14 protein-coding genes are annotated in these 15067 nt (G+C 47.2%); 8 read left to right on the forward strand and 6 right to left on the reverse strand.

The features are described from left to right. Positions 1–86: 86 nt before the first annotated feature. Entirely contained in the window at positions 87–755 is a 669-nt protein-coding gene (locus F8L24_RS07370; protein ID WP_294953884.1) for a response regulator transcription factor, read from the reverse strand. Positions 756–896: 141 nt separating this feature from the next. Here F8L24_RS07370 and F8L24_RS07375 point away from each other — a divergent pair, with 141 nt between their 5' ends. From F8L24_RS07375 to F8L24_RS07405, 7 genes are all read left to right on the forward strand, one after another. Then, complete coding sequence (locus F8L24_RS07375) at positions 897–1919, forward strand: hypothetical protein (RefSeq protein ID WP_294953887.1); 1023 nt, start codon at positions 897–899, stop codon at positions 1917–1919. 69 nt (positions 1920–1988) lie between these two features. Next, on the forward strand, positions 1989–2516 hold the full coding sequence (locus tag F8L24_RS07380) for a YceI family protein (protein WP_294953890.1): 528 nt from the start codon (positions 1989–1991) through the stop codon (positions 2514–2516). Positions 2517–2525: 9 nt separating this feature from the next. Next, positions 2526–3599, forward strand: coding sequence for an FtsX-like permease family protein (locus tag F8L24_RS07385; protein WP_294953893.1), 1074 nt, complete (start codon positions 2526–2528; stop codon positions 3597–3599). Continuing rightward, the gene (locus tag F8L24_RS07390; protein ID WP_294953896.1) at positions 3600–4211 is read left to right on the forward strand and encodes an ABC transporter ATP-binding protein; all 612 of its coding nucleotides are present in this window, start codon (positions 3600–3602) and stop codon (positions 4209–4211) included. Continuing rightward, a complete protein-coding gene (locus F8L24_RS07395) occupies positions 4205–5779 on the forward strand; it encodes a hypothetical protein (RefSeq protein ID WP_294953899.1) in 1575 nt (524 codons plus the stop codon). Before F8L24_RS07390 ends, F8L24_RS07395 begins: the two co-directional genes overlap by 7 nt. Beyond that, on the forward strand, positions 5757–6206 hold the full coding sequence (locus tag F8L24_RS07400; protein WP_294953901.1) for a hypothetical protein: 450 nt from the start codon (positions 5757–5759) through the stop codon (positions 6204–6206). Before F8L24_RS07395 ends, F8L24_RS07400 begins: the two co-directional genes overlap by 23 nt. Positions 6207–6209: 3 nt before the next feature. Then, the gene (locus F8L24_RS07405) at positions 6210–7127 is read left to right on the forward strand and encodes an MBL fold metallo-hydrolase (RefSeq protein WP_294953904.1); all 918 of its coding nucleotides are present in this window, start codon (positions 6210–6212) and stop codon (positions 7125–7127) included. Between the two features lie 126 nt (positions 7128–7253). Here the strand turns inward: F8L24_RS07405 and F8L24_RS07410 are convergent, their stop codons facing one another. The 3 genes from F8L24_RS07410 to F8L24_RS07420 are packed head-to-tail and all read right to left on the reverse strand — an operon-like array spanning position 7254 to position 13951. Next, a complete protein-coding gene (locus F8L24_RS07410; protein ID WP_294953907.1) occupies positions 7254–9824 on the reverse strand; it encodes a DUF2339 domain-containing protein in 2571 nt (856 codons plus the stop codon). After that, a complete protein-coding gene (locus F8L24_RS07415; protein ID WP_294953910.1) occupies positions 9821–13288 on the reverse strand; it encodes an acyl-[ACP]--phospholipid O-acyltransferase in 3468 nt (1155 codons plus the stop codon). The genes F8L24_RS07410 and F8L24_RS07415 overlap by 4 nt, the downstream gene beginning before the upstream one ends. Beyond that, positions 13289–13951: a MerR family transcriptional regulator gene (locus tag F8L24_RS07420; protein ID WP_294953913.1), complete on the reverse strand. Its 663-nt coding sequence runs from the start codon at positions 13949–13951 to the stop codon at positions 13289–13291. It abuts the gene before it with no gap. Positions 13952–14127: 176 nt separating this feature from the next. Between F8L24_RS07420 and F8L24_RS07425 the strand changes: the two genes are divergently transcribed. Continuing rightward, positions 14128–14358, forward strand: coding sequence for a hypothetical protein (locus tag F8L24_RS07425; protein WP_294953916.1), 231 nt, complete (start codon positions 14128–14130; stop codon positions 14356–14358). A gap of 118 nt (positions 14359–14476) precedes the next feature. Here the strand turns inward: F8L24_RS07425 and F8L24_RS07430 are convergent, their stop codons facing one another. Together F8L24_RS07430 and F8L24_RS07435 are read right to left on the reverse strand one after the other, a co-directional pair. Then, positions 14477–14761: a type II toxin-antitoxin system RelE/ParE family toxin gene (locus F8L24_RS07430; RefSeq protein ID WP_294953919.1), complete on the reverse strand. Its 285-nt coding sequence runs from the start codon at positions 14759–14761 to the stop codon at positions 14477–14479. Next, positions 14739–14975, reverse strand: coding sequence for a CopG family transcriptional regulator (locus F8L24_RS07435; RefSeq protein WP_294953922.1), 237 nt, complete (start codon positions 14973–14975; stop codon positions 14739–14741). Before F8L24_RS07435 ends, F8L24_RS07430 begins: the two co-directional genes overlap by 23 nt. Between the last annotated feature and the right edge of the window lie 92 nt (positions 14976–15067).

The raw sequence follows: 15067 nt of genomic DNA on the forward strand, positions 1-15067 counted from the left end.
AGCAGCGACTTCAGTCGCTGATATGCGACTGAAGTCGCATCCCCGAGACATGCTAAAGAAAAAGCTAAGGATTTTGGAGCTGCCCTTTAGTTGGAATCCTTGATCGTATACCCGACACCGCGTACCGTCGTGATGAAATCATCGAGGGCTATCTTTTTCCGAAGGTTCTTGATATGTACATCCACAAGATTGCTCTGTTTGATCCCGCTGTAGTCCCGGCACAGATGGTCGTTCAGCTGGTAACGCGTCAGGACGATATTCTTGTTCTGCAGGAGTATCTCCAGAAGGTCGAACTCCGAAAGACTGAGTTTGACAGGTGTTCCGCTCAGAAGCACTTCCCGGCTTTTGGTATCGAGGGTTAGCGGACCGATGCAGAGCCGGGTACTCTTCTGGGGTGTTTCACGGCGCAGCAGCGCTCTGATACGGGCAAGCAGTTCGATGTTCGAATAGGGTTTGCAGAGATAGTCATCTCCGCCGGCATCCAGTACGGTGACACGGTCATCTATCTCCGTGTTGGCCGAGAGCATCAATACGGGAGTGGCAACGGACTCTTCGCGCATCAATGAGAGCAGGGAGAGTCCGTCCCCGTCGGGAAGGTTCCAGTCGAGCAGCACAAGGTCGAAACGTTTTTCGTCGATCAGATCGAGCGCCTCTCTGTAATTGTAAGCGACCTCGCAGCGGTACAGTTCCTGTTCGAGCAGCTCTTTCAACTGGTCGGCGACAGCCTTTTCATCTTCAACGATAAGCAGATACATGCATTTTCCTTTGGCTACTATTATCCTGGTGCTGTACTATTATAAATTCTGTACCTTAAAAGGGCTGAATTGCCTCTTCATCAAATCTTCATTTTTCTGTTTTATACTGTGCCAACAAAATCGAAAGGCATGTAAAGAAAAATGAATCATTTGCTTAAGACCCGGATCACCCAACTGGCATTTCTCTTCCTCTTTGCCGCTGAATTCACTTTTTATCTTTTGATCCTGCAGACGGGTGTGGTAGAGTACCATCATTCCGTCCTGACGGAGATATGGATGGTCCCCGCGGGAGGCATGGCCGGTATTCTGGTATCGGTCTTCTACTACAGGGAACGCGGATGGCTGATCTCTCTTCTCCTCTTTTTACAGCTGCTGCTCTCGTTCCAGTATGCTGTTGCCAATCCGGCAGAACTATTTCTTTTCGGCCTGATCAGCGGATTGACCGCACCGATGCTCATTGCACGCATCGACCGTTTTGGCGTAGTGGTGGTCGCTCTGGCACTCTCCTATATGTATGGTACCTCGTATTTTGACGTAGCTGCGGTACAAAGAACGGACATCGCCCTCTTTCTGTCGGCAGTCGCCCTGTTCGCCTCCTTTTTTGCCAACATGGCGCAGAGAAGGGAAGCGCGGGGGAGTATTTCATACTACAGTGCCGGCAGCATCTTCCTCTGGCTGCTTCTGGATGCCGCGCTGTTCGAAACGCTTTCGCGTGACAGTGTCATGCATCTGTGGGGGAGCAGCGCCTTTACCTGGAACATCGTGTTCTTTCACTGCATCGGCCTTGCAGCCGCCTATAAACTGAAAGACTGGAAGTATAATGATGGTGTGCTTCTTGCCCTTTTCACGCTGACGTACCTCCTCTATGCCTCCGGGTCCAGGGAAATGCTTAGCCTGGTCTACCCTTTTGTGATCTCCTATTACAATGTCATCATACTGCGCCGACTGACGAGACTGCCTTACAGGATGCTGGCCGTTATGGCACTGAGCCTGTGGGCGGCATCCGGCATGGGACTGCTCATCGCACTCTCGCATACCTTCGTTCCCGCATGGATCGCACTCTTGATGCTCGCCGGCATCTACCTGTATAGATCATTGCAACCGAAACTGTACCGGGTGCTGTACCTCATGGGCCTGACTCCTGCGGAAAGGGGTCTGCCGTAATAGGTTGACAGCAAACTGTGCTCCGCAGTCGGGCTCATTTCAAACAAATCAAACCAAAAGGATACACACATGAAAACTGCTTTATTACTTTCACTTTTCGCTGCTTCTGCACTGATGGGCGGCAATCTGGCTGTCACGAAGGGCAGCGTCAGGGTACATACCGAAGTGCTCGTCGATTCCCACATCGATCCGGTCACGACCAAACTGGTCTCGCATCTTTCTATGCCTTCAGGCATAGAGTCCATCCGTGGAAGCGTGGATGTTTCGCTCAAAGACCTTAAGAGCGACAAGGCGGACAGGGATGAACATATGGAGGAAGCCATTGAAAGTGCCAAATTCCCTATGGCGACCTATACTTTCAGCTCCGTCACGAAACAGGGGAACGGCTACACGATAGACGGTGTTCTGAAATTTCACAATGTCAGCAAACCGCTGAAGATCAAGGCGAATATCAGGGAGAAGGACGGCAAAGTCCACCTGAACGGAAAGACTTCGTTCAAGATGTCGAGCTACGGGGTGCAGCCTCCCAAACTGCTTTTACTGACCGTGCGTGACCGTGTGGACCTCGCGATAGACGTCAACTTCACCGAACGTTAAGAGAGTCTGATGTTCAAATCATTTTTGCGTTACAAGTACAAGACCGTACTTATTCTCATTTCCGCCACGGCCGCCATTGCTTCCATTTTCCTCATTACGGCACTGGGGAACGGCATCATCTCCATGTACGCCTCCATGCTGAAGACGGACGGCGACATCATTGTCATGCAGAAAGGGGTGGCCGACACCTTTTTCAGCGATATCAACCGCTCCCTTCTGGCACCGATATCGAAAATAAACGGTGTCCGCTCGGCCCAGGGCGTGATCGTCGGTGCGGGTGCCATCGATACGGTGCCTATCGCGGGGATCTATGGAGTGACCCGGAACCGTTTTGGGAACTACCGGCTCCAGGAGGGAAGGTATCCGGAAAAGAGCGGTGAGGTCATTGTTGGGGAAAGTATCGCTTCGATCCTGCATGACCCCGAAAAGATCACACTGATGGGAAAACCCTTTCGTGTCTCGGGGATATACAGAAGCGATATCGGGTTTGAGAACGGCGGCGTGGTCATTGCCATATCGGATGCGGAATCCCTTTTTCACAAAAGCGCTTCTTTTCTTCTGGTTTCCCTGCAGGATATCGACGGAGACAGCGTGCGTGTCATCGACGCGATCAAAGCACTCGATCCCGATATAGACGTCAAGTCCACTACGGAATTCATAGATAATTACAACCAGTTCAAGATCATACGCATTTCCAGCAATGTCATCGCCTCCATCTCATTTTTCATGGGATTCCTTGCGATCGTGAGCCTGATGAGTATGATGGTCAACGACAGACGGTATGAGTTCGGTATCAAGCGGGCCATGGGTATTTCCCAGGTGACCATCGTCTTTCATATCCTTGTCGAAGTCACAGTGCTGATCCTGATCGCTTTTGCCCTGGCGTACGGCATCAGCGTACTGCTTCTGGACCAGCTGCAGCATATAGAGAAGTTCCAGGGCTACCTGAGCGGCGAGATCGATGCCGGGCTCTTCTTCCGCCTGCTTGCGGGTACGGTACTCATGGCGATGATCGGTGCCCTTATACCGGCTCTGATCGCGGCACGTATCGACCCGATCATACTGATAAACAGGGGGCAATAAGTGCTGCGTCTGGAACATATTTCACATTTTTACGGGCAGGAGGGTATCCTGCATGACATCAGCCTGGAGATAGAGGAGGGTTCGTTCACGGTGATCACGGGGGAGAGCGGCAGCGGCAAGTCCACGCTGCTCTCCATCGTTTCGACGCTGCTGAAACCTACCGAAGGAAAACTCTATTTCGATGGCCTGGAAAGCAGAGATATCAGGCATCTCAACAGATTCAGAAAAGAAGAGATCGGTTTCGTTTTCCAGTTCCATTACCTGATCAGCCATCTGACCGTGTATGAGAACATCGCCATGGCCAGCAATAGAACACGTCAGGAGATAGAAGCGCTGCTGACATCGCTCGATATTGCCGAACTGTCCGGAAAATATCCTGACGAGATATCGGGCGGCCAGCGGCAAAGGGCGGCGATCGCGCGTGCCATGATCAACGAACCGAAATACATTTTTGCCGATGAGCCCACGGGGAACCTCGATTCCGGGAATTCCCAGATCGTTTTCGACCTGCTGCGCGGTCTCGACGCGACCGTGATCGTCGCGAGCCATGACCATTCCAAAATAAAACCCACCGACAGGGTCATCACACTCAAGGACGGACGCCTATGCTGAAAGAAAAACTCCTTCCCCACATCTACTTTGCCTACACCTTCCTGATCCTAGCGGCGGCGTTCGGCCTGCTCTATGCGCTGCAGCTGCTGGATATCGGCACGGGGCTGATCCGTCCCGACCTGGTACGTTCTCTGCACATTTCACTGATGCTGTACGGTTTCGTACCGCTGATGCTGACACTGCTTCCTTTTGCACTGTTCGACAAAGAGCATGTAATGACCCCGCAGAGCATTTGGTATCTGGAACGGTTCCTCTATCTGTGGTATATCTTTCTTCTGTTCATGGTATTCTCCCTGCTGGCAGGCGATACCCGCGGTCTTCCTTTTTACGATTTTCCCTATGAACTGAACGGTATTCTTGCCCTGGCGGGCCTTTTCTATATCATCGCGATCTTCAAGTCCATCAGGAACTACGAGGTCAAACCGCTCTGGGTGCGTGTTTCTCTAGTACTGGTCATCGTCAGCCCCTTCGCGCTGCTGCTCCTGATGAACCCCGACTACGGTCAGGTGGAAAAGATGCTTATGGGCCCGCACGGGGATAATACTCTGGGGATGAGTTTTGCACTGGTCGCTATCTATTACCTGGCGATCAAACTGGCTTCGGAGAAAGTCTCTTTTGTGACACGCTGGCATATACTGTGGCAGATACCGCTCGGTTTCTATCTGCTGAGCGTACTGTACCGCTCCTTTGTCGGCCCCATCTCCTACAATGCCGAATGGTTCCTGCAGTACCTGACGCTCCTGTACATTCCTCTGCTCATTCTCTGGTGGAAGGATGCCGGGCTTTCTCTCAAAAGAAACCTGACGCTTTTCATTTCCATCACGGCCTTTCTCTTTGCCGATGTGGAGGGGAATATCCTTTTTATCCCCCATCTGCGTGCGCTTTTCCATCGCAATGATCTTGTGGTCGGGCATGCACATATCGCCGTGGGGATAGGGCTGCTCTTCCTGGCCTTCTCCATCATAGAACCTTTTGTCAGAATATCGGCACGAAAGGCCCTGTATCTTTCAGGAACTTTGATCCTGATGGCCTTGGTACTGACGGTAAGCGGCTTTGAACAGGCCGGGTTCGCCAAGATGCATACGGAAACGATGTGGGCACTGCGCGCCCTGTTCGGCATGCTCTTTCTTCTGGGTCTGGTCTTTTTCTCACCTCTGTTCTCCCGCAAGGACCGTAGAATGTTTTTGAAGCGCCAGCGCCCCATAGACCTTTACAATCTTGCCGGATTCCTCTCTGACGGCATGGGCGGTGTACTGCTCCTCTTCTTCGGCCCTACGCTCTACGCGCTTATCGGGCAGGCATTCATGGGAGGCTACCAGCAGATCGTGTTCGGCTTTGTGACCGGGGTAGGGGCCCTGCATCTGCTGGGCTGGCTTGTACCTTCCAGGGCCTACAGCTTTGCGCAGGCCACGGTCATTCTGCGTGTGATCACCGCGGCGGGTTTCTTTGCACTCTACAAGGCAGGGACACTGGGCTGGATCGCTTATGCCATTGCAACTGTCGATCTGCTCTTTGTTCTGGTATACTTAGGTTTTAAGGATCTGCATGAAGAACATTTTACTCATTAGTCTGCTATTGACGGCTACTTTGTTTTCGGGTTGGAAAAGAGGGGAGAACTTCCCTGACATCGCACTGAAAGACCAGTTCGGAAAAGTGTTGAAAGTCGAGGCTTCCGACAGGCTGGTTTTCGTAACATTTGAAAAGGAAACGGCGATAAAGACTGCTGATTTCTTCAAAAAGAAACCGAAAGGTTTTTTGAAAAAATCCTATATCAAATACCTCTCAGACATCAGCACGATGCCCTCTTTCATTACCTCGATGTTCGCACTGCCCAAAATGAGGAAATATCCTTTTTCCGTGATGCTGATCAGGGATGACCTTGGAAAAGAACTCGACAAAAAAGAAGGAAAGATCACCGTGTACAGGATAAGGCACCAAAAGATAGAATCGATCGAATTTGTAGATCCGGAACAACTTTCATCTGTGCTACAATAAACCATGAAAAAATACGAACAGGGAAAATTTACCGGCAAATACGACAGTTCCACGAATGTCAACCTTTTTAACATTCTGAAATGGAAATTCTTTGGCAGGGCGGACAGCAGTATGAAGGGGAAAGCCGTTCGCCCCCTGCAGCTGGTCCATACACCTGAAAAGCTGCTGCAGGAAGAGGACTTCATCTGCTGGCTCTCCCATGCCTCGTTCCTCATCCAGCTGGGAGGAAAACGTATACTGATCGACCCTGTATTCGGAGACATCCCTTTTTACAAGCGGCAGATCGAGGTACCCTACAATATCGAGGAACTCGGAAAGATAGACTATCTTCTTATTTCGCATGTGCATTACGATCATTTCGATACAGGGTCGCTTAAAATGATCGAAGCCGGACACCCCAAAGCCGTTCTGCCTCTGCATATGTCCCCGGTGCTGCACAAGGCGGTACCTTCCCTGGCTGTAAGTGAACTGGACTGGTACGAGAAGTATGAAGAAGAAGGTCTTGACATTACCCTGGTGCCTGCGAAACACTGGGGCAGGAGGGGGCTGTTCGACAAGAACCGTGCCTTATGGGGCGGGTATGTGCTGCGCTGCAACGGGAAATGCCTCTATTTTGCAGGAGATACCGCAGCAGGGGACCATTTCGAAGAGATCGGCAGACGCTTTGACATTGACTATGCCCTTTTGCCCATAGGCGCCTACAAACCGGAATTCATCATGAAACACAACCACCTGAACCCGCAGGAAGCTTTTGAAGCCTTCGAACAGCTGAAAGCAAAAAAGATGATACCAATGCACTACGGTACCTACAAGCTTACGGATGAACCTTTGGATGAACCCCTGGTGTGGATGCAGAAGATCGCGGCAGAACATCCGGGAAAAATCTGTTTTTTGAAAGCAGGGGAAGTCCGGAAGATATAACAGGCATCCACAATGCCATTAAGCCAAGATAGCACTTGGGGAGGCGGCTTCAGTCGCATATGTCAGCGACTGAAGTCGCTGCTCCTAAATCCTTGGCTATTGTTAAAGATACCCTAAAAAAAGGACTTACCTTTCCTCCTTGGATTCATTTGGAGGCAGCGGAACAAAGTATCCTATCAGCAAGAGCAGTGACCCTACTACTATGAACGATATGATCCTTTCTATCGTTCCGGAACTTGCAAGTTCCACAAAAAAGAGTTTGAGTACCACAAGTATGAGAAGCCCGAAACCAGACAGCCATAACAGGCGGCTGCTGTACCGCTTGGATAAAAGCATCGCTATAATGGCTATGGTGCTCCACAGTATGGACAATCCCGATTGAAAATAAATATTTTTCCATAAAGCGACCAGTGTATAGTCAACCCCTTTGAAACTATGAACAGTACGGGCAAAAATGACTGAAGCGAGGAGAACGGAAATAAAAACCGTTAGAGCGTATAATACCGTTCTTGTGTTTTGTGGAAAGAATGTCCTGTTGTGATAGATCCAGTAGAACACTGTGCCCAGCACGGCGATCTGCATCATATCCAAAAGGTTTAAAACAGGTATATAAGGGAGCAGACTGAAATCCGGGGCTATGCGGAAAGCTGCAAGTTCCCAGAATATCAGCACAGTGACCAATCCGCCTGCACCTGTGAACTGATAAGTGTTTCGATGTATTTCCATCCAGGAGATATATTTTTTGGGCAGGAGAAGCCAAAATGAAAAAAGTACGGGAACAACGGCAACAGCTACCATGACGATACTTTTCCCTGCATGCAGCAGTTCGGCATGGTATCGCAACTCGAGCATGAATACCGCTGTCATGAACCAGAGGCTGAGAATGTGTATCTGTTTCGTGTATTTCCACACATGGCCGTACGTATAAAGGAACAGATAGCCCAGAAAGAACAGGATACCCAGTGCCAGGGCACCAAAACCTTCAAATGGATGCGGGTGTGCCAGTGTATGTGTCATACCCGTAAAGAAGAACAGGATACCCAGAAGTATATATCCCTGCAGTGTATCGGTAAGCAGTTTCCATATAGACATTCTGCTGACAACAAAGAGCAGGAAGGCACCTGAAGCAAGAGAAAAGAGCAGGGCATTGCTGTAGAGCATGTTATCAAGTTTCAAGAATTCAGACGGTGTACAGGTGAACCATAGGAAGAGGGACAAGCCAAGAAAAATCCTGGCTAAAAGCCTCTGTGATGCAGAGAGTTGCCTCTGATAACTGTCTAAAAGGTAGGAAGCGATCAGTGAAGATGTGATGACAATGATATAGCCCAGATATTCTACTGGTGAAATACCCTGAAAACTGACAGAATCCGGGTAAATAACAATCGAAAGAAGTACAAGCATCTCACCAAAATACCGTGCATACGGCTTCTCCTGCTTTAATGCCATCCAGATAAGGGCACTGCCTTCCAGTGACCATAAAGCAGCGGTTACATCGGCATCGAACAGGTAGGGGATGGCTATGGTATAAAATACAACACCCAAAGCCAGAAATGCCTGGGCCAAAAGTGCAGTCCTTTCTCTTTTTCCGAGCAGCCGTGAAAGTATGAGATAGAGTGTACCCAGTACCAGGGCACTACAGGCTTCACCGTATTCCATGGGTTTTACCAGGCTGACCTGTAAAGGAAAGGCGAACAAAGGCAGGCCGAATACCAGTGTACTGTCTACAAAGTTTTTCGGTTTAAATGTATGCTTGAGTGTAAACAGGATAGAAATCGTCAAATACATGACAAAATAGAGTATGAGGAACGGTTCAGTGGTATTGAACAGTTCCGGCCGGTAGCGCAGCACTCCCCAGATGGTCGCGATGACGAAGGTAAAGAGAAATCCAACCACATTGAGCAAACGCCAGGAACGGTGCCACGCAACGATGAATACACCCAGGTTCAAAAAAACATAATAACTGAAAAGGATGATGTGCGACCCTTCGCCGTTCGAGGTTAAAATGGGGACCAGAAAGCCGCCTGCCGTTGCAAAAAGGGCAAGGGGCAGGGCGTTTTCCCTGACGGCAAGTACCGATCCCAGAACAACGACCATGAACATCAAAGCGAATGCGGTATCGAGTGGGAGCATGGCATAGAACTTGGCGGCGGCGTAAATGACCAGGTAAAGCATAGCGATACCAAGCCCCTGAAGTATCTGACCGTAGGCCCCTTCTCTTTCACGCAGTTTCCAGCCTGTGATCACCAGTGCCACCGCTGCAACGGCGATGAACTCCAACCTCATCTGCATACTGATAATACTGTGTTCTGCGGCATATTTGACAAGAAAGGCCAATCCGAAAAAGAGTACGATCCCGCCTATGCGTACCAGCAGATTTCCCTGTGTAAAGTAGTTGGCAATAAAAGATGCCGGTTTTGCAGGTTCTTTTTGTATTTCTCGGTCATAGCTTTGACGGAATACCTCTGCATGGTGTACCGTTTCGTCACTTTCCTCTGTCTCAACAGGAGGGAGTATCTGCGGTGTTTCATTCTCTTCTGCGTTTTCCTGTACCGCTATGGGTGTTTCATCATCTATTGCCGGGGTGTATGGTTTTTTATCTTTGAGTCGCTGTATCGTTTTTTCAAGATCTTTTACTCTGCTTTGCAGTATAAATATCCAGATAGAAAGAACGATCAGCCAGAATGCTGAAATATTCATACCGTCTCCTTCTCTACCGTGCTTAATCGTTCTGCCAGTTTTCTGGCACCGTTAAAATCTGATTTTCCTGTACCGAGCCGGGGCAGTTCCTCTACCTTATAGTACTCAGCAGGTATAAAAAGAGGGTTCATTTCCAGTGTTTTGATCTGTTCCTGAAGGGAGCTGACTTCTATTTCGCCCTCAAGCAGCAGGATGAGCTTTTCTCCTTTTTTCTCATCAGGAAGTGCTGTGACAGCTATTTGGCCATTCTCCTGCATCAGTGTGCTGATCTGGCCTTCGACAAGCCCAAGACTTACCATTTCGCCTGCAATTTTTGCAAAACGGCTGTAGCGGTCAACGATGGTCAGAAAGCCGTCTTCATCCAAACGTCCTTTGTCTCCGGTGACATACCAGCGGATACCGTCCATCATTTTAATGACCGACGCCGTTTTCTCCGGATCACCGATATAGCCTTTCATGATCTGTGTACCTCCAATGAGGATCATACCTTCCTCGCCGGTCGGCAAAACTTCAAAGCTCTCCGGGTCGACGATCCTGAAACTGCTTCCCGGCACCGGTAAGCCTACTGTACCTGTTTTGTTTCCTTTTTGGACTTTCCAGCTGTCCTGCATGAGAACATCCGGAATGTTGACTGAAGCGACAGGTGTCGTTTCTGTCGCGCCGTATCCTTCATAAATATCATGTCCGAATTTCTTTTTGAATTCATCACGGATCTCTATGGGAAGTTTCTCGGCACCTGCAACGACCATACGCAGGGTAGAAAACATGAGCGGGTTGAGCTTTCTGTTCCTTGTATAGAGCCTGAAAAATGTTGCAGTGGCAAAAAGCATGGTCGCCTCATACCTGGCTGCTATTTTTCCTATGCCGAAACCATCGGTAGGGTCAGGATGGCAGGCAACGGGGATCCCTTCGATCAGAGGCAAAAGTGTCGTGACCGTCAGGCCGAATGAATGAAAAATAGGCAGTGTACCCAGCATTACATCACTGTCTTCAGGGTTAAGCAGTGTGGTGATCTGCCTGATATTTCCCATCATATTCCTATGGCTCAGTTCTATACCTTTCGGTGTACCTTCGCTTCCGCTTGAAAAGAGTATCGCTGCGGTATCATCCGGCTTGGCCGTTTGAATGAATATCAGGCTCAGCAGGGAAGCAGGCAAGAGTTTTATCAGCATGAGCATGAAAATACTTTTGGCCCTGTTCATTTCTTCTTTCACTGTTTCGAGGTAGATCACCTCCATACCTTCAAGTACTTCAGTCATATCGAAACCTTTTGCTTTCAGTTTTGCAAGGAACTGTCTGGAAGCCACTACTTTTGTGATCTCGGCTGTTTTCAATGCATGCAGCAGACTTGCTTTTCCGCTTGAGTAGTTCAGGTTCACAATGGTCTTCCCCAGGGTAAGCAGTGCCATATTTCCCATGGAACCGCCCGCTGAAGTCGGCAGAAGTACACCGATATTTTGGCTTTTCCCCAGTTTTGATTTAAGGGCGGAAGCGATCATCAGCGTACCGGCTGCAAATCTGTCTCCAGTGAGTTCAAGTCCGGTAGAATCGGCTATGCATAGTTTTGAACCGACTTCTTTTACCGTATTTATCCATGCGTTCTGCAGGGAAGGCAGCGTGTCTGCATAACCCTTCCAGCTGTCTACAGAAAGAGTGAAGACAGCCTTTTTGACTTCGGCTGCACTGCTCTGTGCGTCCAAAGGTTTACCGAAGTACACAGAAATGTCTTTACTTTTTTTACGCTTCATCTTCTTGGATGCATAGGAAAAATCATCTTCCCAGAGACCCCTGAGATAAAAAGGAACGATCACAGCGTTTACGACTTCTTTGGTCGCTATTTCAAACCCTCTTTGAAACGTTCCGAGATGTCCGTTGCGCGAAAGATGACCTTCCGGGAAAAGTGCAACTGTTTCACCTCTGTTAAGTGCTTCGGTCACCTGGCTCAATGCCCCTCTGCTGCCACGGCTTGAGATAGGTATGGCCCCGAAAAAGCGTAAGAACGGCTTTAAATACCATTTGTCATAATAACTTCGCTCCATCACAAACCGAATCTGTTTGGGGTATGCCATCTGTAGTATAGCCCAGTCCAGAAAAGAAATATGGTTTCCCAAAAGCAGGATGCCCTGTTCCGGGTTGACATTTTTAAGGCCTTCTACGGTAAGTTTATATTTGAAACCTACGATAAAACGTACCATATATCGTACCAGTGACTGCGGCAATTCGATAAAGGTATACCCCATGCCGACAAGTGCTATGAGAGAAACAAGATAAAAGAGTGCTGTACTGGAAAGTTCAAAGTATCCGAAAAGTGCTGTGACTGTCAGGAAAATGAACATAGAAAGGTTTTGCATGAAATTGTTTCCGGCAAGTATTTTCCCCAGCATATTGGTTGGGGTTGCGAACTGGATCAGCGCATTCAACGGAACAATGAAAAGCCCGGCAAAGAATCCGTAGAGGAAGAGTACCGAACCCAAAATCCAAAGATTGCTTAAGGAGGGGATCATATATAAAGAGAGTGTGATGCCCAAAGCCCCCAAAGGAATAATGCCCGTCTCAATATAGTTTCTGCTCACCCGTCCGGCAAAGAGCGATCCTGCAATGATACCCAGGCCGGAAACGGAGAGCAGGCCCTGTGCCACAACCGTATTGGTGATACCGAGATGCCCTTTGAGATAATCACCGAAGATAGCTACCACGACCTGTGAGATCCCCCAGAATACACTGAGCCCGATAATGCTCAGCCATACAGCCCTGTTCTCTCTGATGACACCCAGATTTTTCTTCAAATAGCTTAGATTCTGATACTCTTTTGCCTCAAATGTCATCTCTTCCGTACTTTCAACCGCCTTGAACTGTGTAACGAGACGTCTCGCCAAAAGATATTCGGCAATACTCGCTCCGATGAGAAGGTATCCTACCGGGGCGATATAGGGCAGTATTTCTGAAGGAACGATGCTCCGGTCCGCCAACAGGCTCTCAAAAAATATTGAGTAGATAACTGCACCGGCAAGGATTGAAATGATCGTAACAGCCTGAACGAGGGCATTGGCTTCTGTCAGCTTTTCATTGCCTGTCATCTCTTTGATCAAACCGTACTTCGCAGGTGAATAGATGGCGCTTTGGGCGGCAAGTACAAAGGTCAGTCCAAAGGCAGCCCAAAACCATCCCATATAGTAGGAGAGGAGTATCAGTGTGGTGATGCCTACAGCCAGACCCGAAGCGTATTCTATGACTTTTGTTTTTTTGTATTTGTCCGAGATGTACCCCGCAGGTGAAAAGAGAAAGATAAAAGGCAGAAGGATCAGCGCATTGACAATGGCGGTCAGAACGATCAGTTCGGAACCCTCATAGGCTTTGAAAATAGTGTTTTGCAGAATGATCTTGTGACCCAGGTCCGTCATTGCATTTAAAAGGACGATAAATATATATGAGGTAAATCCCGATATGTTAAATAATGCTTTCATTTATGCTTCCTTTTTAATGATGTTATGGTGGGCCTGCACGGTATACATATTGAAGATATAGGGTTTGAGCGTCAATACAAGGTCGAAAAGAAGTTCATAACGGCTGTCGTGTGTAACGTCATCGTCTGCCAAAAGTCTGGCACCCACTTCATTCTCTTTTTTTCCCAAGGCTTTTGCATCTTTCACATACGCATCGAGCAGGGAACAGTCGAGGCCGAGACCCTGTGCTCTTTCCAGTATTTCCACTATTTCTATCTCTTTGGAGGAGTATCCTTTCGCACGCTCGAAAATATAACCCTTGTTCTGATAGAGAGACAATTTCTCTTCATCGATGCCTGTCAGTTCCAGAAAATCATTTTTGCCGTACCAAATGTTGTCCCTTCCGCCGGAAATAAGTTCAAGCGAGTTCACCATCATTTCAAAACTGCTGTCAAAATCAAAATGATTGTCTTCGAATATCCTTTTGATCTCCCCGATGGAGTAGGAAAAGTTATGTTGAAGATATTTGATGAATTTTATGATCTGCACACAGGATTCATCATACAGATGTACATTCGGTTTAGGCTTGGCGGGTTCAGGCAGCAAACCTTCTTTCAGATAATAGAGTATGGTAGATTTGCTCTCATTTGTCTGGAGCATAAGATCTTTCATTTTAAGTGACATATCCAATCCTTTTCATAGTGAATTACTGAAAGTATAGGATAAAATTTGAAAAGTGTCAAGTGTCACTCTACACTTTTATTGTTTTCTGTTCAAATCTTCCGAAATAATCTCATTATGATGATGTAATCTTCAAACTGCTATGATGTAGGCATTCCACTATTAAAAAAGGAGTCATTATGGCTAAAGATACAAAAAAGAAAGAAGAAGAGAAAAAAGCGAAAAAAGCGCGTTTGAAGCAAAAGAAGAAGAAAGCGGAAAAAAAGAAGGCCAAGAAAAAAGCCGAAAAGAAAAAAGATAAGGCGAAAAAACCGGTCTCGAAGAAAAACAAAAAGAAAAAAGCGGAGAAGAAGAAGTCTTCGAAAAAGAAAGCCGCCAAAAAGAAGAAAAACAAAAAGTCCAAGAAGTAGATATTAGAGCAGGTATTTTGTTAATACCAATACTTAACCGGAATACAAGTAGCGGAGCGGAAACCAACGAATGGCAGAGGGGATCACGTTCAGCGATCAGCTCTGTTTTGTTATGTGTTCAATCATAAGCTTTTTGTCGATGTTTAAAATCTACAATAGCCACAATGAGTTTATCGTCTTCGATAAGATAAAAGAGTCTATAGTTTCCTATTCTATATCTATAATAGCCTTCTAAATTATCTTTTAGCTTTTTTATATTTGAACCATAAAATGGATTTTCTCTAAGTTGAGGATATACAAAATTTTTAATTTTTGTATAGAGTTTTTTGTCTAGCTTCTTTTTAACTTTTTCAAAAGTTTTAGTTTCAGCAATTTGATACTTAGACAATTGTGTAGTCACCATTTTTGAAATCTTCTAATCCATTCATTAGATTATTGACAAGTTCTTTATCCTCTAAAATTTCATTCATTTCATCTTTTTCTACAAATTGTGATGAAGTTAGATATTGTAGTGTTGCAAACTCAATGAAATTTGAGAGATTTCTTCGTTGCCCATCTGCTGCGAGTTTTATCATATTGTAAATAGAATCATCTATTCTCATTGTAACTGTTTTCATAGCAAAACCCTTGAATATTTATTATTCTAATTATATTCAATTTTATTCTTTTTGTCAAATAGTCTGACTTTTACCTAACGACTGACTTGAGA

The organism is Sulfurovum sp., assembly GCF_015493435.1.
Lineage (GTDB): Bacteria > Campylobacterota > Campylobacteria > Campylobacterales > Sulfurovaceae > Sulfurovum.